Annotated in this window: 15 protein-coding genes and 2 pseudogenes; 3 read left to right on the top strand and 14 right to left on the bottom strand. The window is 71.0% G+C overall.

The features are described from left to right. Positions 1–597: 597 nt before the first annotated feature. Positions 598–1,419 (bottom strand): inositol monophosphatase family protein, encoded by an 822-nt coding sequence (locus tag ACI2LP_RS01690; protein ID WP_404722534.1) that lies wholly within the window; start codon positions 1,417–1,419, stop codon positions 598–600. Positions 1,420–1,427: 8 nt separating this feature from the next. Next, positions 1,428–1,610, bottom strand: a pseudogene (locus tag ACI2LP_RS01695) (hypothetical protein); the annotation flags it as partial. Positions 1,611–1,764: 154 nt separating this feature from the next. Here ACI2LP_RS01695 and ACI2LP_RS01700 point away from each other — a divergent pair. Together ACI2LP_RS01700 and ACI2LP_RS01705 are read left to right on the top strand one after the other, a co-directional pair. Continuing rightward, positions 1,765–2,547, top strand: coding sequence for a TIGR02569 family protein (locus tag ACI2LP_RS01700; protein ID WP_404722535.1), 783 nt, complete (start codon positions 1,765–1,767; stop codon positions 2,545–2,547). A gap of 127 nt (positions 2,548–2,674) precedes the next feature. After that, positions 2,675–3,970 (top strand): FAD-dependent oxidoreductase, encoded by a 1,296-nt coding sequence (locus ACI2LP_RS01705; RefSeq protein ID WP_404722536.1) that lies wholly within the window; start codon positions 2,675–2,677, stop codon positions 3,968–3,970. Positions 3,971–3,999: 29 nt separating this feature from the next. On the opposite strand, the gene ACI2LP_RS01710 is transcribed toward ACI2LP_RS01705, so the two are convergent. The 6 genes and pseudogenes from ACI2LP_RS01710 to ACI2LP_RS01735 form a co-directional block, all read right to left on the bottom strand. Continuing rightward, entirely contained in the window at positions 4,000–5,337 is a 1,338-nt protein-coding gene (locus tag ACI2LP_RS01710; RefSeq protein ID WP_404723035.1) for a TIR-like protein FxsC, read from the bottom strand. 243 nt (positions 5,338–5,580) lie between these two features. Then, positions 5,581–7,029 (bottom strand): annotated as a pseudogene (locus ACI2LP_RS01715) (SAV_2336 N-terminal domain-related protein); the annotation flags it as partial. Next, on the bottom strand, positions 7,022–7,984 hold the full coding sequence (locus ACI2LP_RS01720; protein ID WP_404722537.1) for an AAA family ATPase: 963 nt from the start codon (positions 7,982–7,984) through the stop codon (positions 7,022–7,024). The pseudogene ACI2LP_RS01715 and the gene ACI2LP_RS01720, both read right to left, overlap by 8 nt. Continuing rightward, positions 7,981–10,053, bottom strand: a complete 2,073-nt coding sequence (locus ACI2LP_RS01725; RefSeq protein ID WP_404722538.1) for a hypothetical protein — start codon at positions 10,051–10,053, stop codon at positions 7,981–7,983. Before ACI2LP_RS01725 ends, ACI2LP_RS01720 begins: the two co-directional genes overlap by 4 nt. Before the next feature lie 183 nt (positions 10,054–10,236). Continuing rightward, positions 10,237–10,839 (bottom strand): TetR/AcrR family transcriptional regulator, encoded by a 603-nt coding sequence (locus ACI2LP_RS01730; RefSeq protein ID WP_404722539.1) that lies wholly within the window; start codon positions 10,837–10,839, stop codon positions 10,237–10,239. Between the two features lie 5 nt (positions 10,840–10,844). Beyond that, positions 10,845–12,293: an amidase gene (locus tag ACI2LP_RS01735; protein ID WP_404722540.1), complete on the bottom strand. Its 1,449-nt coding sequence runs from the start codon at positions 12,291–12,293 to the stop codon at positions 10,845–10,847. A gap of 55 nt (positions 12,294–12,348) precedes the next feature. Here ACI2LP_RS01735 and ACI2LP_RS01740 point away from each other — a divergent pair, with 55 nt between their 5' ends. Then, on the top strand, positions 12,349–13,140 hold the full coding sequence (locus tag ACI2LP_RS01740) for an SDR family NAD(P)-dependent oxidoreductase (RefSeq protein ID WP_404722541.1): 792 nt from the start codon (positions 12,349–12,351) through the stop codon (positions 13,138–13,140). 125 nt (positions 13,141–13,265) lie between these two features. Here the strand turns inward: ACI2LP_RS01740 and ACI2LP_RS01745 are convergent, their stop codons facing one another. From ACI2LP_RS01745 to ACI2LP_RS01770, 6 genes are all read right to left on the bottom strand, one after another. After that, entirely contained in the window at positions 13,266–14,795 is a 1,530-nt protein-coding gene (locus ACI2LP_RS01745; protein WP_404722542.1) for an NCS1 family nucleobase:cation symporter-1, read from the bottom strand. 73 nt (positions 14,796–14,868) lie between these two features. Next, positions 14,869–15,870 carry a TIGR03842 family LLM class F420-dependent oxidoreductase gene (locus ACI2LP_RS01750; RefSeq protein WP_404722543.1) on the bottom strand — a complete coding sequence of 334 codons (1,002 nt, stop codon included), beginning with the start codon at positions 15,868–15,870 and terminating at the stop codon, positions 14,869–14,871. 27 nt (positions 15,871–15,897) lie between these two features. Beyond that, positions 15,898–17,304 carry a dihydropyrimidinase gene (gene hydA / locus ACI2LP_RS01755; protein ID WP_404722544.1) on the bottom strand — a complete coding sequence of 469 codons (1,407 nt, stop codon included), beginning with the start codon at positions 17,302–17,304 and terminating at the stop codon, positions 15,898–15,900. A gap of 36 nt (positions 17,305–17,340) precedes the next feature. Beyond that, complete coding sequence (locus ACI2LP_RS01760) at positions 17,341–18,621, bottom strand: aspartate aminotransferase family protein (protein WP_404722545.1); 1,281 nt, start codon at positions 18,619–18,621, stop codon at positions 17,341–17,343. Further along, positions 18,618–19,460, bottom strand: coding sequence for a nitrilase-related carbon-nitrogen hydrolase (locus tag ACI2LP_RS01765; protein WP_360878962.1), 843 nt, complete (start codon positions 19,458–19,460; stop codon positions 18,618–18,620). Before ACI2LP_RS01765 ends, ACI2LP_RS01760 begins: the two co-directional genes overlap by 4 nt. 224 nt (positions 19,461–19,684) lie before the next feature. Further along, complete coding sequence (locus ACI2LP_RS01770) at positions 19,685–21,463, bottom strand: hypothetical protein (protein ID WP_404722546.1); 1,779 nt, start codon at positions 21,461–21,463, stop codon at positions 19,685–19,687. Between the last annotated feature and the right edge of the window lie 55 nt (positions 21,464–21,518).

The raw sequence follows: 21,518 nt of genomic DNA on the forward strand, positions 1-21,518 counted from the left end.
TACGAGCCCCAAGGGCGGGAGGGCAAGCGGGGCTGGCGCACCCCAGACCCCCGAGGGGCGGGAGGAATGAGCGGGGCTGACGCCCCCGCCCCGGCGGAGACGGCAGCTTCGCGCCGCAGGGCACGCCGTCGCGGCGGCTCGCGCTACGAGCCCCAAGGGCGGGAGGGCAAGCGGGGCTGGCGCACCCCAGACCCCCGAGGGGCGGGAGGAATGAGCGGGGCTGACGCCCCCGCCCCGGCGAGGACGGCCGCTTCGCGCCGCAGGGCACGCCGTCGCGGCGGCTCGCTCAGCGAGCCCCAAGGGCGGGCGGCATGAGCGGGCTGGCGCACCCGCCGCCAGGGCTCCCGTCGCCGGGGCCCCGGTGGGCCACCCACACCCCGCCACGCCGGAGCTTCGCGCCCCCGGACCTCCGGGAGGGAGGGCTAACGCCCCGAACACCCCGGGGCGGCAGCTTCGCGCCGCGCGCACCCCGCCACCAGGGCTCCCGTCACGGGCTTCGCGCCGCCGGGGCCGAGGTGGGCCACCCCTTCGCCCCCCTGGCACCCCGTCGAGAGGGAGGCGAGGGCGGCCGCTGCGCGCCGCGCGGCTTAGCGGGGCTCAGCCCGCCAGCAACGCCCGGATCCTCGCCGCCGTCGCCGCGTCCCTCGCCGCCGTGAATGGCAGCGCGTTTCCGCCCGTGATACGGAACGGCACCCCCGACACCGTCACCTGTGCCCCTCCCGCCTCCGTCACCAGGAGCAGGCCCGCCGCGTGGTCCCACGCGTTCTCCCAGGAGAAGGCCACCGCATCCAGCTCGCCCCGGGCCACGTACAGGTACTCCAGGCCCGCCGAACCGCACGGGCGCGCGTGCACGCCGTCCACGTTCAGGCCGAGCAGGGCTCGCTTCTGGTCCGGGGTCGTGAAGTCCGGGTGCGACGTCGCCACTTCGAGCACCGCCCCGGGCGCGGGCGAACCGGCCCGCAGCGGCGTGCCGTTGAGCTCGGCGCCGCGGCCGCGGACGGCCATCGCCATCTCGTCCAGCGCCGGGGCGTACGTCCACGACGCGAAGACCTCACCATGCCGCGCGAGAGCTACCAGCGTGCAGAAGCCCGGGTCTCCGTGGACGAACTGTCGTGTCCCGTCAACAGGGTCGACGATCCACACGGGTGCGTCGCCGTGCAACGCCTCGTACACCGACGGGTCCGCGTGGACCGCCTCCTCGCCGACCACGACGGAGCCGGGCAAAAGAGCCGTCAGGGATGCGGTCAGGTGCTCCTCGGCATTGCGGTCGGCCGTGGTCACCAGGTCGTGCGGGCCATTCTTCTCGACGATCTCGTGCGCGGCGAGCTGCCGGTACCGCGGCATGATCTCGGTGGCGGCCGCCTTGCGGACCGCCTCCTCGACGTCGGACAGATCACCATTGAGGAAGTCATCGATCATATGTCCAGCTAAGCACGGCCTGCTGACATCGCGCTGTCCCCTCGGCGCCCCACCGCGTAACCCCGCATTCCCCTGGGGTTCGCCGCCGCACAGAGCACAGCCCTACGCGGGTCCCTGGCGACCGCGCAGAGCCTCCCCTCGGACCACTGTTCACCCACAGTGACGTCATGACCGCGGCGCCGCAACCCGTCGATCACGTCCTGGTCCGTCCCGGTCCATCCAGTTCCGTCCGGGTCCGACCAGGTCCGTCCGGGACTCGGCTTCTACGCTGCCCGGCACCGCGAATTCATCGCGCGCGAAGAAGAACTTCGACGTCCGTGCAGTCCGGCCCCATACGCTCCGCCCATGACCCAGTCCCCCGCCCCGCCCGCCTCCGTGCTCACAGCGTTCGGGGCAACCGAAGCGCCCGTCCCGCTGCCCGGCGGACAGGGATCTGCCTGGCACTCCGGCGAGCTGGTGCTCAAGCCCACCGGGCTGCCGCAGGAGACCATGTGGCGGGCCGGTGTGCTGCGCCATCTGCCGGAGGTCCCCGGTTTCCGGGTGGCGCGGCCTGTCCCGTCGGCGGACGGGTCCTGGGCCGTGCACGGATGGGAGGCATGGCAGCCGATCGGCGGATCCCCCGATCCGCACCGCGCCGACGACGTCATCCGGGCGGGCGAGGCGTTCCACGCCGCGCTGAAGGACCTGCCCAGGCCGCGCTTCCTCGGCGTACGTGACACCCCCTGGGCGCGCGCGGACCGGCTGGCATGGCAAGAGACCGACCGAGCACCGGAATTCCCGCTGCTCAAGCCGCTTCTCGCGGCACGCCGCCCCATCTCGACCCCCGCGCAGATCGTTCACGGCGACCTCCTGGGCAATGTCCTCTTCGAGCCCGGCCGGGCGCCCGCGATCATCGACTGGCCGCCCTACTGGCGGCCCATTGCCTGGGCCTCGGCGATCGTCGCGGTCGACGCGCTGTGCCGGTACGAGACCGATCCCGCACTCCTTGAGCGGTGGTCGCATCTGCCCGACTGGCGTCAACTGCTCGTCCGCGCCCTGATCTTCCGTATCGCCACGCACGAGACACTGGACGATGCCGTGGCGAGCGAGTACCGCCCGGTCGTGGATCTGGTTCTCGACTCCGCCTGATCCGGTCACGCGGCCGGAACCGGCCAGGCCGTCGACGCGGCGCTTGACGCACAGCTCGCCACCGGGTGACTGTCGCCATCCGGGCTGCGCCATGACGGGCCGTGACGGATCATCAAGGAGTGCGACGATGCACGTTGTGATCATTGGCGCCGGAATCGGCGGTCTCACCCTCGCGCAGGGCCTCAAGCGGGCCGGCGTCAGCGTCTCCCTGTACGAGCGCGACCGCACCCGCACCGAACGATTACAGGGCTACCGGATCCATATCGCCCCGTACGGCTGCCGCGCCCTGCACGCCTGTCTGCCCGCCGATGTCTACGACCTGTTCGTGTCCACCAGTGGCCAGGCCAACAGCACGCTCGCCTTCTTCACCGAGAAGCTCGACGAGCTGATCACCTTGAACACCACCGAGATCGGCATGGACACCGGCCATCTGACGGACACCTTCCGGTCGGTCAGCCGCATCACCTTCCGCGAGGTCCTCCTCGCGGGCCTCGGCGACGTCGTGCGGTTCGGCAAGACCTTCACCCATTACACGCACGAGCCGGACGGCCGCGTCGCGGCCCACTTCAGCGACGGCACGCAGGCCACCGGCGACGTCCTTGTCGGCGCGGACGGGACCAACTCCGCGGTCCGCGCGCAGTATCTGCCGCAGGCCGCGCACCGGGACACCGGCGCGGTCGCCATCTCCGGCAAGGTGCCGCTGGGGAGCGAGGTGGCTCAGCTTCTCCCCCGCCCGTTCAGCACCGGTGGAGCCATGGTGCTCGCGCCGCACGGCTACTTCGGCTTCCTCGCCGTGCACGAGTTCCGCCGCGACGAGGGGGGCCAGGCGCTCAGCCTGTCGCCCGACTACGGCATCGACCCGCAGCTGCTGTTCGACAACACGACGGACTACGTCATGTGGAACGTGCTCGCCAGATGGCAGAAGTTCGGTGACCGCAAGGCGATTTCGGCGATGTCCGCCGACGAGATCCGGGCGCTCGTACTGCGGACGGTCGGCGGCTGGCATCCGAACCTGCTGCGGCTGATCGAGGAGTCCGACACGGGTACCGTCTCGGTGCACCCGCTGTACACCTCGCGCAGGCCCGAGCCGTGGCAGCCCAGCAATGTGACGGTTGTCGGCGACGCGATCCATGCCATGCCGCCGACCGCCGGAGCGGGCGCGAACGCCGCCGTCGTCGACGCCGAACTGCTGTGCCGTGGGCTGCGGGCGGTCGACGACGGCCACCGGCTCACCGACGCGATCGGCGAGTACGAGAAGGCGATGCTGGAGCACGCCTTCACCAAGGTCGCGGCCGCCAACCGTAATCTGGAACAGGGCGTGGCGGACAACCGGTTCGCCCTCGCCGGGTTCCGAACCTTCCTGCGGCTGGCGGGCAATGTGGGCCCGATCCGGCGCAAGATGACCGCCGCGATCGCCAAGTAGCGCCTGCCACTGCCCCGTCGGGAGAGGCTCTAGCGGTCTTCGCTGCCCTCCGCCCCGGACCAGCCCCCCTCGGTGACTGCCTCGGTGTACGGAGGCAGCATCGGGCCGCGAAGTCTGGGCCGTTCACGGTGGTCAACGGGCGGGAAGACTTCGGCGTGCCGCAGATACTCCTGGGCCGCGGACTCGACCACCTGGGGCAGGATCTGGCCGAAGGCTTCCATGCTGGGCACACCTCTGGCGGCGGCCCGGCACGCTGATCTGCCCTGGCTCATGTGGTTCGGCAGGATCCGTTCCAGCTTCCCGACCAGCTCCCCCTCGGCGACCCGGCTCTGCGGGTCGTCGCGGTTCCAGGGGACGACGATGCTCATCCAGGGGCGTGGCTCGGCGTCCAGGGCGGCGAGCCGCCGGCGCCGGTCATCGTCCTCCAGGGCCCAGCGGTCGACAAGAAGGATCTCGGGCCGGGTGGGCGGCCGGCTCTTGTCGGGCAACGCTTCATGGTCGAAGGAAGAGACTGTGGCCTGGTAGTTGAGCGAGCGCACCAAGTCCTGGGCGACATAGGCCAACGGCCGTGCGGAGTCCGGGTAGTACGGATTCCAGTCCTGCGCCTCCTCGCCGTAGTAGTCGGCCGCGCGGCCTTCGGGCAGATCGTGGCGGGTCGGCGCGGCGACCGTCACATGCATCGGGCGGGGCCCGCCGCTGGGCCTGCCGAAGGCGCTGGGCGCCTGCCGGTAGTCGACGGGATTGCCAGGGCCCATGCGGGTCGCATCCGCCGTCTTGACGATGCGTTTGGCGAGTTCGTAGACGGCTGCTTCGTACTCCTCCTGAAACAGGCGGAGTTTGATGAGCCCGTAGAGGCCGTCGGTGACATAGCGGTCGCCCATGGCCCGGTGGTTGAACTGCAACTGCTCGGCGGGACCCGGGAGTTGCGCGGGCGGCGTCGGCACCCACAGCGCGGGGACGATCGCCTCGCCCGGACTGTTGCTCTTGGCCCGGTGGTAGATCGCCCGCTGGGCGAAGGCGTACCACTCCTTGCCGCACATCTCGCTGGCGAAGTACCGCGGCGAGAAGAGCGGCACGAACACCCGGCAGGTGGCCAGAACTTCACCCAGCCGCTCCGACCAGCCCTCCCCCGAGCGGATCTCCCGGTCCATGAACCCGGCCGGGGCCCCGGCCGGCAGATCGGTCATGGCCATCACATGGCCGCACAGATCCCGGAACAGCTTCTCCACCCACATGTCCGGGTCCGGGCCCCCTGTCCCGTACCGCGGCGTGTGCGCGTAACTCAGGAAGAAGTACGGCTGGTGGTCCGGCGTCCGCCGCGGTGAGGACGGCCGGCCCCGCGGTCTGGGCGGCGGATCCGCACCCAGCGGCTCGTCACGGACCGGCTGCTCTTCGGCCCTGACCTCCGTGGGCTGCTCCTCCGTCCTGACCCCCGTCGGCTGCTCTTCGGCCCTGACCTCCGCCGGCTCCTCCACAGTCACGCCCAGCGCTTGCAGGGTCCGAGCGGATGCCTCCGTGAAAGGTACGAGAGCGACGGACGCGGGCGATGTGTGCTGCGGCCCGGTGACGGCCGCCGGCAGCCGGGGCGACGCCGCCACCTCGGTGGCGATGAACTTTTCCAGTGTGTCGTACATCCGCCAGGCGTCACGCGCCCCCAGCCGGGACTCGAGCTGCGGGCGCACGCCCTCCCGGAAACGCAGCACGGGGCCGCCCGGCCGGTTACCGCTGTCGACGGTGACCAGGCCCCCCACCACGAACTCCGCGAGGTCGGCCGCCGTCGCGTCCGGCACGAGTTCCTGCTGGAGGAGCCGGAGCAGATCGACGTTCACATGAGGATAGGGCGAGCACAGTACGGCGAGTCGAGTCGCCGACGGCGAGGCACGATGCAGAAACGCCTCCACCACCGACTCTCCGTCGACAGCCGCGTCGGCCGGCTCCGCCGACCGGTCGGCGATGTCGGGCCCGGGCAGCAGCAGCGCCCCGCAGCCGTCCGTGTCCGACCGCATGAGCATGCGGGACCAGGCACCCACGGCTCGTGGCGTCAACGACATGACGGGAAGCGGCTGCCAGCCGCTCGCCGGGTCGACGGCGTCGGGGAAGGCGGCCTCCATCAGGATCGGGGTGGTGAAACGCAGTCGGCTGTTGGGCATCCCGGGCGTCCCGGGTGAGGTCACCCGGACCGCCGGAAGGTCCAGCCCCGTGGACCGCCACATCTTCGGTGGCAGCGGGTTGAGAAGGGCGACGGGCATGGTCTGCGCCCAGCCGTGGACCCTGGACCACAGTCCTCCGCCGGCCCAGGCAACGGATACGCAGTCCGAGACGACGAGTGTCAGACGGCGCGGCTGCACTGCGCGGGAGCCGCCCCCGACGACCCGCTGCCCGAGCGGACCGCGCAAGTTCGGGCCCAGTTCATGGCTGTCGAGATGCAGCACCCTCAGTGTCCTGAAGACTCCGGCCCGGGTGAGCAGCCTCAGCAGTGCGTCGACCGTGCCGCTCCACACGGCCATGGTGGGAGACCGGTCGAGCACCACTGTCGCGTCGAACCACCGCTCGGTAGCAGGGCGGAACGCGGGAATGAGTTCACCGCTGCGGGCATAGTCGGCGACGGTCGCGGCGAGGTCCAGCTCCTGCCTGCGGCCACGCGGCCAAGGCCGCTTGAACGGCTTCAACGCACGGGCGAGTTCTCTCACCTTTGCCAGCGAGCCGTTCCTCGCGGGGGGCACACCGGCCACGGGCCCGCCGCTGGTGCGGACTTCGGTCGCCGCCGGCTCGTACAGCGCGAGCCGGTTCCCGTCCTCGGTCCTTGCCCGACGGTGCCGTTCGCCGTCCTCCTCCGGTTCGGCACCCGGCAGCCCGCTGCCCATCCTCTCCGGTTCGGCATCGTCCGGCGGCCGGCGGCCCGCCTCCTCCCGGGCCCCACCCGCTTGGAGGTGTTCGCCCCGGGCGGCGGCGAGCCAGAGCAGTTCCGCGATCGACAGACCGTCCAGGCCCCTGTCGGTCAGGTGCAGGGCGTCGACGACCCTGCCCAGAACATCGGTGCCGGCCTCCGCATCAGGCACTGGAGAGGTCTTTCATCAGAAGGCCGACCAGCCTGTTGCGCTCCGCGCCGTCCAGGTCCCTGCCGCCGTCGCCGTTGAGCAGATGGAGAGTGCCGAGCAGCTGGTCGACGGCCACGCTCTCGCCCGCGGCGACGCGCCGGACGAAGTCGTCGACCAGCTCCGCCATGGGTCCGGTGGCGGGGACGTCCAATTCGAGGTGGCGGCGCACCACTTCACGTACGAGGGACGAAGTGGGCGTCGGCATGCTGAAGCGCACACAGCGGCGCAGGAACGGCGCGGGCAGCTCCTGCTCCCCGTTGCTGGTCATCACGATGAAGGGGAACTCCGTGCACTGGACATGGCCGCGCTCGACGGGATGTTTCTCCTCCGAGTCCCACATCCGTACCTGGGCTGCGTCCTGGCCTTCGCGCAACAGCTCCTCGATGCGGTACTCGCCCCTCTCCAGGACGTCGAGCAGGTCACCGGGAAGGTCGAGATCCGCCTTGTCGATCTCGTCGATGAGCAGCGCACGTGGCTGCGGGGAGGGCAGCAGCGCGGTCCCCAGCTGCCCGAGGTGCAAGAACGCCGCGATGTCGTCCTCGCCCGCTTCGCCGCCGCCTGCTCGCGCTTTCTCCTGCTGCAGCCGGTGCGCGTGAATGCGGCCCAGTGCGTCGTAGCGGTACAGCGCATCGCTCAGCGTGCTGCGCGATGTGACGTGCCATCGGAGCACCGGTCCCAGCTCCAGCTCCTCTGCGACCTGCTCGATCACGGTGGACTTGCCTGTGCCGGGACCGCCGGTGATCAGCAGGGGGCGGCGCAGGACCAACGCCGCGTTGACGGCGTCGATCAGACCCTCCGGAGGCTCGAAGACCTGGGCCGCCGAGCGTCGTGGAAAGGTGCGCCACGGCGGCGGTTGCGGCAGTCGCGTGCCCTTCCTGACGACGCCGTCCCCTCGGTAGTACGCATTCCACGTCATTTGGTTTCCTCAAAGGGAGTCTGAGCAGGGGGAATTGAACTCCTGACAAGGCGGCAGAAACGAAGCCACTCACGGTCGTCCCAGACCGCGCGGAGGTCGGCGAAGTCCCCCGCTTCCTCACCGCGCCAGCGACGCCGATAGGCGCGTACGAGCCCCTCCGGCATGGTCGTCCAGTGCTGTGCGAGGCAGCCGTGCCGGTCCTTGGGAAACCCCTCAGCCGTGTGCGGCCACAGCAGGACGGGGGTGTAGGCGAGCAGGGTCTCCATCAGCTGGTCGTCGAGCCCGGCGCCGTGCATCAGTCCGATGCCTCGCGCGTACCTGCCGTTGCGCAGCCGGCTCCGGAGCAGATGCCGGTCAGCGGTGTCCTCCGCCGCGAGCCAGTCGACCGGAACATCCGCGTCGCAGGCCGCGATGGCATCCCACCTGTCGCTGACCGCCCGCTGGATGCGCCGCAGCAGCTGGTCCGGGGTCAGGCGCCGACTCCAGTGCAGTACGACGTCGTACTGGACGCCGAGGCGGAGGCCGAGCCCGGCTTCCTCCGGACGCCAGGCGAGCAGCAGTCCGCCAGGTGCGGCGATGTCCAGCCGCCGCAGCGGCAGATCCAGCACCTCGGCATGGTCCTCGGCCCAGGCCACGGCGGCTTCGACCGCGTTCTCCGCCCCTCGTCTGTCCACCGTCGCGCAGTGAAACTCCTCGTGGTGGAGCAGACCGCCGTCCCGCAGCAGCCATGCCTCGATCACTTCGGGCCAGTCCCCGGTCAGGGAGGCGTGCAACGTCACCACGAGCCGCAGTCGGCGTTCGTCCTGCGTGCCCGAGACATGCTCGACCGCGTCGTTCACCGCCACCTGGGCGTCGATGGACCGCGCCCAGCGTTCGGACTCCTCGTCGCCCAATCGCTTTCCGGCCCCGTGGGCGAGCAGTACGACGAAGTGGGCGAGCGACCGGCGGCAGTCGCCGTCGGCGACGGGATAGTCGAACACCAGCCGGTCGACGATGGCGACGTCGGTGAGTTCCGCGACCGGCGGGGGTGTCCGCTGCTGCGCGGCCAGCACGGCGTACAGGGCGTGGCGCATCCGGGCGGTGGTCAGTTCGGCGCCCATCCAGGACCGGATGAAATTGAGCGTACGTATGGCGATGAGGACACCGTCAACCGCCCGCAGGGCGCGATCGCGTGCGAGTGAGGGCGGGAGGGAACGGAGAGTGGCACGCCGTTCCGTCGCCGCCGCGAGGTCGAGCGGGAGCCCGGTGTGCTCCGGGCCGGCACCCGGCCCCAACGGGCCGAGCGCCGATGCCAGCTCCTCGCGCGCCAGCGGCCCGCACAGACTCCCCGGAAGTACGTCGTGGTGGCATGCGTTGCGAGTGAGCCACAACGGCTCCTGGGCGAAGGGGTCCCCGTCGTGCACGGTACCGGTCACGTCCTGGCCGACCACCACGCTCCGCAGCTCCCGTAGCGCTTCCTCGACCCCCAGCACGGCGCCCGCCCCCGGCACCCCGGCACGTATGAATCCGGTCAGCGCCCGCGAGAACGACAGGTCGAAGGCAGGCTGGGTCACCGAGGACCCCATGAGGAGAGCGAGGCGGCTGCGGCCGCCCCGCGTCCCGGCTGCCAGGTCCTGTGGTGCGGGCAGCGCCCCGGTCGCGTGGCAGGTGTCGATGACGCCCAGCACACTGGGGATGTCCACATGGTTCGCCGCGGATTTGAGCAGTTCACTCACGTTCACCGCTCGGTCCGTGGCCTCTTGCGTGGAGTCCGAACCCATCAGGTACAGAGTCGTCGTGCTGCCCTGTACGAAGCCGTGGCCGAGCAGCGCGAGGATCAGCGAGGCGCTCCGGTCGGCCGCGTGACGGATGGCGTCCGAGACCACTGTGCGGATCCAGCTGCTCGTCAGGCCCTCGCCCGTGACGAGGGAGCGGCCGTCGGGAAGACCCGGATCACAGGCGCCGAGCTGTGAGTCGGCCAGCACGTCGTGCAGGTCGGCCGCCGCACTCTTCAGTCGCGCGAGCGGCTGCATGGCATCGCACTGGGGGGCGACGACAAGGAGATGGCGGCGCGGCCGGGAGGTGCTCATCCGGCGGTCCGGGATCGACCCGCTGCGCGCTTTCCCCTGACCACCAGCCGCAGCACCATCCACACACTCCCCGCGAGTCCGACGTTGAGAAGCCTAGCAACGAGTGCCGTTCAGCGAGGCTTGTCGCCCGGCTCGAAAGGGACCGACTCGCGGGCGGACACGTGCAGTTGGGCCGAGCCGGGATCAGAGCCCGGCCTGCTGGCCGGCCGTCTCCTGATTGATCGCTCCCCGCGCGAGCAGCAGCAGCGCGTCAACGAGGTCCTCGGAGGAGCTGCCGGTGGCCAGCCTGCGCAGCTGGAGGCCCATCACCAGCGCGACGGTGGTCGCGGCGAGGCGTTCGGCGTCCGGGACGCCGAGGCCGGTGAGGATCTGCGCCGCGAGCCGGTCGTACGCCGCGAAGGCCTCGGCGGCGGCCTCCCGCAGCCGCTCGTCGCGCCCGGCCTCGACATACAGCTCGAAGGGCGCGATGTGCTCGCTGTCGAAGGCGGTGCCGCCCGCCACCTGGCCCGCCAGGGCGGCGGCGCCCTCGATGTCGACGCCGTCGCTCTGGCACTGGTCGGCGAGCTCGGTGAAGCGGCGGGTCTCCGCGCGCACGAAGTGCAGCAGGCTCTCGCGCAGCAGCTCGTGCTGGGTCTCGAAGTGGTACGTGACCGAGCCGAGCGAGACCCCGGCCTCCTTGGCGATCCGCCGGTTGGTGACCGCCGCGACCCCGTCCTTGCCGATGATCTGCAGGACGGCGGTGATGATGCGCTGCCGGGTCGCGGCCGAGCGGGCGGGATTGGACATGACGGTCATTGTTCCACCGGCACGCTCCCGGGGATCACGGGGGCGGGCAGCGTCGTGGGGGCGGGTGGCCGCTTCTCGTACCACCGCTGGTCCGCCTCCAGTTGGGCGGCGAGCGAGATCAGCCTCTCCTCGCTGCCTGCGGGGCCGAGGAGCTGGGCGCCGACGGGCAGTCCGTCGGTGGTGAGTCCGGCGGGGACGTTGACGCCGGGCCAGCCGAGTACGTTCCAGGGCCAGGCGTACGGGCACGCGGCCGCCATGGTCGCGTCGGTGCGCCAGGCGCTGAGCCCGTCGAAGGTGCCGATGCGCGGGGGCGGCGCGGCGGTGGTCGGGGTGAGGACCACGTCGTACGAGTCGAAGATGGCGCCGATCCTGGCGTGCTGGCGGGCTTCGCGGGCACGGGCGGCGCGCACGACGCGGCCGCCGAGGGTTCGGCCGTGGCGCATGGCGGTGCGGGTGCGCGGGTCGAGCAGTACGGGGTCGGGGTGCAGGGCCGCGACCTCCGCGATACCGGCGGTGGCGCGCGGCACGAAGGCAAGGCCGATCAACCCGTAGCGCGGCCGGGCCTCCTCGACGTGGTGACCGAGCCGGGCGAGCGCTTCGGCGAGTGCGGTGACGGCGCGACGCACCTCGGGGTGGGGCGTGGTGCGGGTGAGGGTGAGCGGCGGCCGCCAGGCGAGGGCGATGCGCAGCCTGCCCGGGTCGCGACGGGCGGCGGCCGAGGCCTCGATCGCGTCGGGGCGGTGCAGGTCCTCGGGGTGCGGGCCCTGGACCACGTCGAGCAGCAGGGCGGCGTCGGCGACGGTGCGGGCGAGCGGGCCGTTGACGGCGAGGCCCTGGAAGGCGTCCGCGTAGGGGTGCAGGGAGACCCGTCCGCGCTGGGGTTTGATGCCGACGAGATGGGTCCAGGCGGCCGGGATGCGGACCGATCCGGCGCCGTCGGAGCCGAGCGCCGCGGGTATGAGGCCCGCGGCGACGGCGGCAGCGGAGCCGCCGGAGGAGCCGCCCGGGGTGTGGTCGGTGGACCAGGGGTTACGGGTGGCGCCGAACGCCGGTCCTTCGGTGAACGGCCACTGGCCGAGCTCGCAGGAGTTGGTCTTGCCGACGATCACGGCTCCGGCGGCGCGGAGGCGGCGTACCGCCTCACCGTCCCTTTCGGCCGCGGGGAGTTCGCCGCAGCAGCCGAAGAGCGTGGGCAGCCCGGCCACATCGGTGTCGTCCTTCACGGCGAGCGGCACGCCGAGGAGGGGCAGCCGCTCCCCCGCGGCCAGTCGCCGGTCCGCGTCGCGGGCGTCGTCGAGGGCGCGTTCGCCGCGTACCCAGCGGAAGGCGTTGATGGTGGACTGGCTGGCCTCGATGCGCTCGATGGCGCGGGTGACCAGTTCCTCGGACGATGCCCGGCCCTGACTCAACAGCCCTATGTGCTCCGCCAGTCCGCCGAATTCTTCTGTGGACACGACCGCCCCGCCTCCCTATTGTTCGTTCGAACGAACAGAACTGGAGGGTAACCAGATGCGCATCACCGGAGCAACCGTTCTGCTCACCGGGGTCACCGGCGGCATCGGCGGCGCGCTCGCCGCCGAACTGTCCGCCAGGGGCGCGAAGTTGGTGCTGACCGGCCGCCGCCGCGCGGCGCTGGAGCCGCTCGCCGAACGCTATGGCGCGCGCACGGTCCTGGCCGACCTCGCGGAACCCTCGGACGTGGAGCACCTCGCCGACGAGGCGGCCGACGCGTCCATACTGATCGCCAACGCCGCGCTGCCCTCCAGTGGCGATCTGCTCGACTACACGCCGGAGCAGGTGGACCGCGCCCTCGCGGTCAATCTGCGCGCCCCCGTCATGCTGGCCCGGCTGCTCGCCCCCGCCATGGTCGAAGCGGGCCGGGGCCATATCGCTTTCGTCGGCTCGCTCTCCGGCAAGACGGCGACCAAGTCCACGTCCCTGTACAGCGCGACGAAGTTCGGGCTGCGCGGCTTCGCGCTGGGCTTCCGCCAGGATCTGCACGGCACGGGCGTCGGCGTCTCCATCGTCCAGCCCGGATTCGTACGGGACGTAGGGATGTTCGCCGCCACCGGGGCGACTCCGCCCGCCGGGATGCGTACGGTCTCGCCGCGACAGGTCGTGGACGGGGTGCTGCGTGCCGTCGAGCGCGATGTCGCCGAAATCAACGTCGCACCACTGGAGTTGAGACTACTGAGCGCGATCGCGGGCCAGTTCCCGGCCTTCGCCGAACGGGTGCAGCGGCGGGGAGCGGGCGAGAAGACGGTCCGCGAGATCGTCGCGGCTCAGCGCTCCCGCCGCTGAGCCCGCCGGTCACGCCCGGTCCGGCCCGGTCCGGCCCGGTCCGGCCCGGTCCGGTCGGCGAGTTGACCGGTCCAGCCGCCGAGTTGACCGGTCCGGCCGCCGAGCCGGAGCGGCTGGTGCGGCGCTCATACCGCCGTTCGACGCCCTGTGGCCTTCATCAGCCCCACATACAGCGCGAGCGAGGCCGTGAGTCCGACCGCCCAGCCGTAGTCGGCCAGCGGCTTCAGGAAGGGGATCAGCCCGTCCTCGGGGAACGGCCCCTTGCCCTTCGCCGAGTGCGAGCCGCCCACCGCCAGCAGGCCGCCGACACCGAACGCCACGACCGCGCGCGGATTCCAGCCGGCGGCGTACCAGTAGCGGCCGCCGGGGGTGTAGAGATCCGCCAGGTCGAGGACGGTGCGGCGGATCAGCCAGTAGTCCGCGATGAGAATGCCCGCGACCGTGCCGAGCAGTCCACCGACCAGACCGAGCCAGGTGAAGATGTACAGCTCGGGCGTCTCGGTCAGCTTCCACGGCATGATCAGCACGCCGACGACGCCCGTGATCAGCGCTCCCCTGCGGAAGTTGATCAGTTTCGGCGCCAGGTTCGACAGGTCGTACGCGGGCGACACGACGTTCGCCGCGATGTTCACCGAGATCGTCGCGACCAGCACCGTCACCAGCGCGTAGAGCAGTCCGAAGACGTTGTCCGTCTTGGCGGCGAGTGCGACCGGGTCCCAGACCGCCGCCCCGTACACCGCCTGGGAACCGGAGGTGACGAAGACCGAGAGCAGGGCGAACAGCGTCATCGTGGTCGGCAGACCGAGCGTCTGCCCCCAGATCTGGGCGCGCTGCCCCGCGCCGAAGCGGGTGAAGTCGGGGATGTTCAGCGACAGCGTCGACCAGAAGGCGATCATCCCCATCAGGGAGGGGAAGAAGACCGGCCAGAAGTCCGAGCCCCAGCCCAGCTTGGAGGGCTGGTCGAGCAGCGGACCGAGGCCGCCCGCCTTGGCGGACATCCACACCAGCAGCACCAGTGCGCCGACGATGACGAAGGGCGCAGCCCAGTTCTCGAACCGCCGCAGGGTCTCCATCCCCCGGTAGATGATGGCGAGTTCGAGTGCCCAGAAGAGCACGAAGCAGACCCACAGCGTCCATGGCTGCCCGCCGACCTGGGAGGCCTTCGCCCAGCCGCCGAAGATCGTGCCGAGCAGAATGAAGATGCCCTGCCCGCCGATCCAGGTCTGGATGCCGAACCAGGCGCAGGCCACCCCGGCCCGGATCAGCGCCGGCAGATTCGCGCCACGCAGACCGAAGGAGGCCCGCGCCAGGACGGGGAAGGGAATGCCGTACTTGGGTCCCGCATGCCCGGTCAGCAGCATGGGGGCCAGCACTATGAGATTGGCCAGGGCGATGGTGAAGACCGCCTGCTTCCAGTCCATGCCGAGGGTGACGAGTCCTGAAGCGAGCAGCCAGGACGGGATGTTGTGGGCCATGCCGACCCACAGAGCCGCGAAGTTGTAGGTCGTCCAGCGGCGTTGGGCGACCGGGACGGGCAGCAGGTCGTCATTGACGAAGCGGTTGTCGGCGGGGGCCGCGCCGGGTGCGAGCTCGACGCGGCCCGCCGTGTCGGAGATCGATCCTTCTGAGGGCGCGGGCGGGACGGTCGCGGTCATGGCGCAGGGCCCCTTCAGCAGTCTTCAGCAGTCTTCAGCGGTGCTCAGCCGTGTTCAGCCGTGTTCAGGAGTCTCAGCGGTTGAGGGCCGGGATGATCTCGGAGCCGTATGCGTCGATGGTCGCTTCCTTCGCGTCGTGCATGTTGTAGACGGCGAACTGGTCGACGCCCAGCTCGCGCAGTTCCTTCAGCTTCTCGATGTGCGCCTCGGCCGGGCCGAGCAGACAGAAGCGGTCCACGATCTCGTCCGGGACGAAGTCCGTCGACGGATTCCCGGCACGGCCGTGGTGGCTGTAGTCGTAGCCCTCGCGCGACTTGATGTACGAGGTCAGGGCGTCGGGCACCAGGTCGGAGTGCTCGCCGTAACGGCTCACCAGGTCGGCGACGTGGTTGCCGACCATTCCGCCGAACCAGCGGCACTGTTCGCGGGCGTGCGCGAGGTCGTCACCGACATACGCGGGCGCGGCCACACAGATGGTGACGGAGTCGGGGTCCCGCCCGGCATCGGATGCCGCCGTCCGTACGGCGCTCACCATCGACGCGGTCAGATACGGGTCGGCGAGCTGGAGGATGAACCCGTCGGCCTTCTGGCCCGCGAGCGCCAGCGCCTTGGGTCCGTACGCCGCCATCCACACCGGCAGCTTTCCGCCGCGCACCCAGGGAAGCCGCAGCGGCTGCCCGTCGACCTCGGCCTCCCGGCCCTCGGCGAGATCGCGGATGACGCCGATCGCCTCGCCGAGCCTGGCCAGCGTGTTGGGCTTGCGGCCCGCGACTCGCATCGCGGAGTCGCCGCGGCCGATGCCGCACACCGTGCGGTTGCCGAACATGTCGTTGAGCGTCGCGAAGGTGGAGGCGGTGACCTCCCAGGTTCTGGTGCCCGGGTTGGTCACCATGGGGCCGACGGTGAGCTTCTGGGTGTGCTCGAGGATCTGGCTGTAGATGACGAAGGGCTCCTGCCAGAGCACCGCCGAGTCGAAGGTCCACCCGTAGCGGAAGCCGTTGCGTTCCGCGCGCCGCATCAGTGAGACGACGGCCGAGGCCGGCGGGTCGGTCTGCAGGACAAGTCCGAAGTCCATGCGTAGTGCTCCTCGTTCAGGTGCCGACTAGTTGAGGTACTGACAGGTGCCTCGGGGGGTGTACTGACCGTGCCCTGCCCGGCCGGTGAACTCGCGCCCGTCGATGACCACATCGCCGCGCGAGAGCACGGTCTCCACCTGGCCGGTGATCCGCTTGCCCTCGTACGCGGAGTAGTCGACGTTCATGTGGTGGGTCTCGACGGAGAGGGTCTGCTCGGCGTGCGGGTCGTAGATGACGACATCGGCGTCGGCGCCGGGGGCGATGGTGCCCTTCTTCGGGTAGAGGCCGAACATCCGGGCCGGTGTGGCACAGGCGATCTCGATCCAGCGGCGGCGGGTGATGTGTCCGTCGACGACCGCCTGATGGAGCAGGTCCATCCGGTTCTCCACGCCCGGCAGTCCGTTGGGGATCTTGGAGAAGTCGCCACGGCCGAGCTCCTTCTGGCCGACGAAGCAGAACGGGCAGTGGTCGGTGGAGACGACCTGGAGGTCGTTGGTCCGCAGTCCGCGCCAGAGCGCGGCCTGGTGCTCGCGCGGCCGCAGCGGCGTGGAGCAGACGTACTTCGCGCCCTCGAAGTCCGGCTCGGCGAGGTTGTCGGTGGACAGGAACAGATACTGGGGACAGGTCTCGCCGAAGACGTTGAGTCCCTTGTCGCGGGCGGCCGCCAGCTCGGCGACGGCTTCCTCGGCCGACACATGGACGACGTAGAGAGGGGCTCCCGCGACCCGGGCGAGCTGGATGGCGCGGTGCGTGGCCTCCGCCTCGAGCAGGGCCTTGCGCACCTCGCCGTGGTAGCGAGGATCGGTTCGGCCCTCGGCAAGCGCCTGCTCCACCAGGACGTCGATGGCGATGCCGTTCTCGGCATGCATCATGATCAGCCCGCCGTTGGTGGCGGAGCGCTGCATGGCACGCAGGATCTGGCCGTCGTCGCTGTAGAAGACGCCGGGGTAGGCCATGAAGAGCTTGAAGGAGGTGATGCCCTCCTCCACCAGCTTGTCCATCTCCTTCAGCGACGACTCGTTCACGTCGGAGAGGATCATGTGGAAGCCGTAGTCGATGGCGCACTTGCCGTCGGCCTTGGCGTACCAGGCGTCGAGTCCTTCGCGCAGGGCGTGGCCCACCGACTGCACGGCGAAGTCGACGATGGTGGTGGTGCCGCCCCAGGCGGCGGCCCGGGTGCCGGTCTCGAAGGAGTCCGACGCGAAGGTCCCGCCGAACGGCAGCTCCATATGGGTGTGCGCGTCCACGCCGCCCGGGATGACGTACTTGTTCGCGGCGTCGATGGTGCGGTCGGCGGTCCATGCCTCGGCGACGGCGGAGCCGTGCGCCGCGAGCGCCACGATCCGGCCGTCCTCGATCAGTACGTCCGCGTGGATCTCGTCCGCCGCGGTGATGACCAGACCGCCGCGGATCAGGGTGCGGGTGCTGCTCATGCTGGTGCGCTCCCTCTCGTACTCTCTCGTACGTAACTACACGCTGCGCAGGGCCCGTTCGAGGATCGATGCGCCCTCTTCCGCCTCGGCGACGGTCAGCGAGAGGGGCGGGGCGATGCGCAGGGCGCTGGTGTTGTGGCCGCCGCCCTTGCCGATCAGCAGTCCGCCCTCGCGGGCGGCTTCCAGGACGGCCGATGCCGCCTGCGGGTTGGCCTCGTCCGTGCCGGGCCTGACCAGCTCGATGCCGATCATCAGGCCGCGGCCGCGCACTTCGCGTACGGCCGGGACGCCCGCGCCGATGGCCCGCAGCCGCTCGATCAGCAGCCCGCCCACGCGGCGGGCGTTGCCCTGGAGGTCGTGCTCCAGCAGATACGAGAGGTTGGCGAGGCCCGCCGCCATGGTGACCGGGGAGCCGCCGAAGGTCGAAATGGAGTTGGCGTCCAGACAGTTCATGATCTCGGCGCGGCCGACGACACCGCCGATGGACATGCCGTTGCCGATGCCCTTGGCAAAGGTGAGGAGGTCCGGCGGGCCGTTCTCGGCGTGTGCCTGCCAGCCCCAGAAGTGCTCCCCCGTACGTCCCCAGCCGGTTTGCACCTCGTCGGCGATCCACAGAATGCCGTGCCGGTCGAGGACTTCGCGGAACGCGGCGTACAGACCGTCGGGCGGGGAGGTGAAGCCGCCGACGCCCTGGATGGGCTCGGCGATCAGCGCGGCGGGGTCGCGGGTGTGACCGAGCAGGTCTTCCAGGTCCGCGACGCATGCCTCGATGAACTGCGCGTCGGACAGCTGGGCGTAGGGGCCCCGGGTGCGGATGCCTCCGTGCACGTACAGCGTCTGCAGCGGGGAGAGGGTGGTGGGCGACCAGCTGCGGTTGCCGGTGATGGCGACCGCCGAGAAGGACCGGCCGTGGTAGCTGTTGCGCATCGCCAGGATCTGGTTGGACCGGCGGTACTCCGTCGCCAGGAGCAGCGCGGTGTCGTTGGCCTCCGTGCCGGACGTGGTGAAGAAGACCCGGGCGTCGGGGATGCCGGAGAGAGTCGCGATCCGCTCGGCCAGCTCGACCATCGGGCGGTTGAGATAGAGCGTGGAGGAGTGGATGATCCGCCCGGCCTGCTCGCTCACCGCCTTGGTGACCTCGGGGAGGGCATGGGCGGTCATGGTGGTGAGGATGCCGCCGAAGAAGTCCAGGTAGCGGTTGCCGTCCGCGTCCCAGACATGGCGTCCCTCGCCGTGGGTGATCTCAATGGGCTGCTGGTAGTAGAGCGCGACCCAGTCGGGGATGACGGCCTTGTGACGGTCGTGCAGATCGGTCACGGCTGCACCAGCCCTTCGTAGGCGTCGGGGCGGCGGTCGCGGTAGAACGCCCACTGCTGTCGTACGACGTCGATCAGGTCGAAGTCGAGGTCCCGGACGAGCAGTTCCTCCTTCGTGTCACTGGCGACATCGCCGACGAACTGGCCGCGCGGGTCGACGAAGTAGCTGGTGCCGTAGAAGTCGTTGTCGCCGTACTCCTCCTGGCCGACGCGGTTGATCGCGGCAATGTAGTACTCGTTGGCGACGGCGGCCGCGGGCTGCTCGAGCTGCCACAGGTAGGAGGACAGACCGCGCGAGGTGGCGGACGGGTTGTAGACCAACTGAGCGCCGTGCAGGCCGAGTTGGCGCCAGCCCTCGGGGAAGTGGCGGTCGTAGCAGATATAGACGCCGACCTTGCCGACGGCGGTGTCGAATACGGGCCAGCCGGCGTTGCCCGGCTTGAAGTAGTACTTCTCCCAGAAGCCCTTGACCTGGGGGATGTGGTGCTTTCGGTATTTGCCCAGGTAGGAGCCGTCGGCATCGATCACGGCGGCGGTGTTGTAGTAGAAGCCGGAGTCCTCGATCTCGAAGACCGGGACCACGATCACCATGCCGGTCTCGCGGGCGAGCTCCTGCATCCGGCGGACGGTGGGGCCGTCCGGGACGGGCTCGGCCCAGCGGTAGTGCTCCGGCTCCTGGACCTGACAGAAGTAAGGGGCGTTGAATACCTCTTGGAAACCGATGACCTTGGCGCCCTGACGGGCCGCCTCCCGGGCGTGTTCCTCATGTTTGGCAATCATGGATTCGGTGTCGCCGGTCCAGGTCGCCTGGACGAGAGCGGCGCGTACGACGTTGGCCATGAGCTGCTCCTTGGACGCGGGGTCAGAGAGCTTCTACGCACGTAGATTCGGTGCGTAGGAGGAGAACGTAAGCCCCGTCACACACGGGGGCAAGACCATCGCCGTTAACCGGCAGAGTCGATCATGTTTCACACCCGAGCGGTCCACACCGAAAGGCTAACGCTGCGGATCGGCCGCGGAGGGGTCGCGGACCTGCCCCGGATCAGGCGCGGACCCGCCCCCGATCAGGCGCCGAGGTGGCCTGCGACGCGCAGCGCGTGGACGAGATCGCGCTCGTGGTCCGAGGAGATCGTGCGGGCGGAGGCGAGCAGTTGCGGCACGAGGCGACGCGGATCTCTGTCGGCGAGATGGGCGGTGTCCTCGGCGGCGTGTACCTGCACGAATGCGGTCAGTAAAGCCCGTGCTTGGGACTCCTGGCCCTCGTCCTCCAGGGCGAGGACGGCGGCGGCTATGTCGTCGGCCGGTCGGGTCACGCCCTGTCGCAGCAACTGCCGGCTGTCCTGGATGCGGCCGGCCGCGGCGAGCGCGTCGGCGGCGGCCGAGAGCCTGAGGGCGGGCTGCGAGGCGACCTCCCACAGGAGGGTGGCCCAGTCGGCGTCGAGTCCGGCGCGGTGCAGTTCGCCAGCGAGTACGGGCAGCCAGGGGGCGGGGCGGGCGGCGGCCTCGCAGAGCAGGGCGTGCGCCTCGCCGCTGCGCCCCTCGGTCCGCAGCCGCCCGAGCGCGGCGACGGTCTCGCGTGCGGCCCGCTGCGCACCGGCGGGGGCCTCGGGCGGGGGCGCGGGCTGGTCGGTCGCCGCGCCGCCGAACCGGGCGCCACGGGGCACGTCCCCGCCGACGGGCAGTACGGGCACGGCGACGGCCTCGTCCCCGACGTCCTCGACCCCGGCGAACCGGGCCCCGCGGGGCCGCCGCTTCTTCTTGACGACCTCGGGGGCGGCTTCGGTGCGTACGGGTTCAGGGCGTACGGGCTCGGTGCGCGCGGCTTCCGGACGGAACCAGTCGTCGGGGACGCCGGGCAGGTCGTGCGGGTCCCGCACGGCTGCGACCCCGCCGCCCGCCGCGTGCGGCTCGTAGCCGGGCGCGGCCGGAACGTCGCTCACCGCGGGCCCGCCCGACGAGGAGTACGCGTCGCGGAACTGCTCCGCGAGGCGGGGTCTGAGGGCGCCAAGCCCAGGGTCGGCCGGCGCGGACCCGCCCGACGTGAGGTACGCGCCGCGGACGTCACGCCCGGGCTCCGCCCCGTACCGGCCGCCCGACGACGAGTAGGCGTCGGGGGCGTGCTCCCAGCGCCCCGCGTCCGCACCGCGCAGGCTGTCAGGAGCGGCGGTCCCGCTCGCGGTGCCGATCCCGGGCCGGAACCAGTCGTCCAGTTCGTCGGGGACCGCGGCGACCGGGCCGCCCCACGACCCGCCGTCCGGCTCGCGCTCGTGCTCCGCGCCGGCCGAGGCTGAGGCCTCGGGCCCCCGCCTGGCGGCAGCCCGGTCGCCCTCGGGCGCGCCTCCCAGCGCGTGCAGCCTTGCGGTCAGTTCCGCCACGCGCGCCGTCGCCCGCGCGTAGTCGTCCCGCGTCCAGTCCAGCTCGTGGGCCAGTTGCCCGGCCGCTGCGGACCCCTCCGGCTCCCCCGACAGACGGCGCAGCAGCTCTTCCGACCGGCCCGTCGCGTATGTCTCCTCCCGGAGCATCAGCTCCAGGCGTTCCTGCAGCGCCTCACGGCCCCCAGGCCGGCGGTCGTGGGCCGCCGCCGCGGCAGCGTGGAGCTGGCGCGCGCGTACGGACTCCGGCTCGGCGAAGAGCGTCCCCCGCCCCACCGCGAAGTCCTGGAGCAGCGACTCCACCACGTCCCAGGGCGGGATCTCGGCCCCGTCGAGGCAGGCCCGCATCCCGTCGGGGTCACGCTGCCAGAAAATGCCGTACCAGCCGCTTTCCCGGTCGAGGAGCCCGGTCAGCCCCTTCAGGTACTGCGCGAATGCCCCGGCCTCTACCCGAAGTTGCTGCACCGTCATCGCCGCCCCTGCCCGCCGCCCACTGGAACTTGCCAGTCCGCAGGCATTCGACCTT

This window comes from Streptomyces sp. NPDC019890 (assembly GCF_044903445.1).
Lineage (GTDB): Bacteria > Actinomycetota > Actinomycetes > Streptomycetales > Streptomycetaceae > Streptomyces.

Coding starts and splice junctions, on each gene's coding strand:
- ACI2LP_RS01765 (WP_360878962.1), bottom strand. CDS start 19,460: ATGGCCAACGTCGTACGCGCCGCTCTCGTCCAGGCGACCTGGACCGGC.
- hydA (WP_404722544.1), bottom strand. CDS start 17,304: ATGAGCAGCACCCGCACCCTGATCCGCGGCGGTCTGGTCATCACCGCG.
- ACI2LP_RS01770 (WP_404722546.1), bottom strand. CDS start 21,463: ATGACGGTGCAGCAACTTCGGGTAGAGGCCGGGGCATTCGCGCAGTAC.
- ACI2LP_RS01730 (WP_404722539.1), bottom strand. CDS start 10,839: ATGTCCAATCCCGCCCGCTCGGCCGCGACCCGGCAGCGCATCATCACC.
- ACI2LP_RS01750 (WP_404722543.1), bottom strand. CDS start 15,870: ATGGACTTCGGACTTGTCCTGCAGACCGACCCGCCGGCCTCGGCCGTC.
- ACI2LP_RS01705 (WP_404722536.1), top strand. CDS start 2,675: ATGCACGTTGTGATCATTGGCGCCGGAATCGGCGGTCTCACCCTCGCG.
- ACI2LP_RS01740 (WP_404722541.1), top strand. CDS start 12,349: ATGCGCATCACCGGAGCAACCGTTCTGCTCACCGGGGTCACCGGCGGC.
- ACI2LP_RS01720 (WP_404722537.1), bottom strand. CDS start 7,984: ATGACGTGGAATGCGTACTACCGAGGGGACGGCGTCGTCAGGAAGGGC.
- ACI2LP_RS01690 (WP_404722534.1), bottom strand. CDS start 1,419: ATGATCGATGACTTCCTCAATGGTGATCTGTCCGACGTCGAGGAGGCG.
- ACI2LP_RS01725 (WP_404722538.1), bottom strand. CDS start 10,053: ATGAGCACCTCCCGGCCGCGCCGCCATCTCCTTGTCGTCGCCCCCCAG.
- ACI2LP_RS01700 (WP_404722535.1), top strand. CDS start 1,765: ATGACCCAGTCCCCCGCCCCGCCCGCCTCCGTGCTCACAGCGTTCGGG.
- ACI2LP_RS01745 (WP_404722542.1), bottom strand. CDS start 14,795: ATGACCGCGACCGTCCCGCCCGCGCCCTCAGAAGGATCGATCTCCGAC.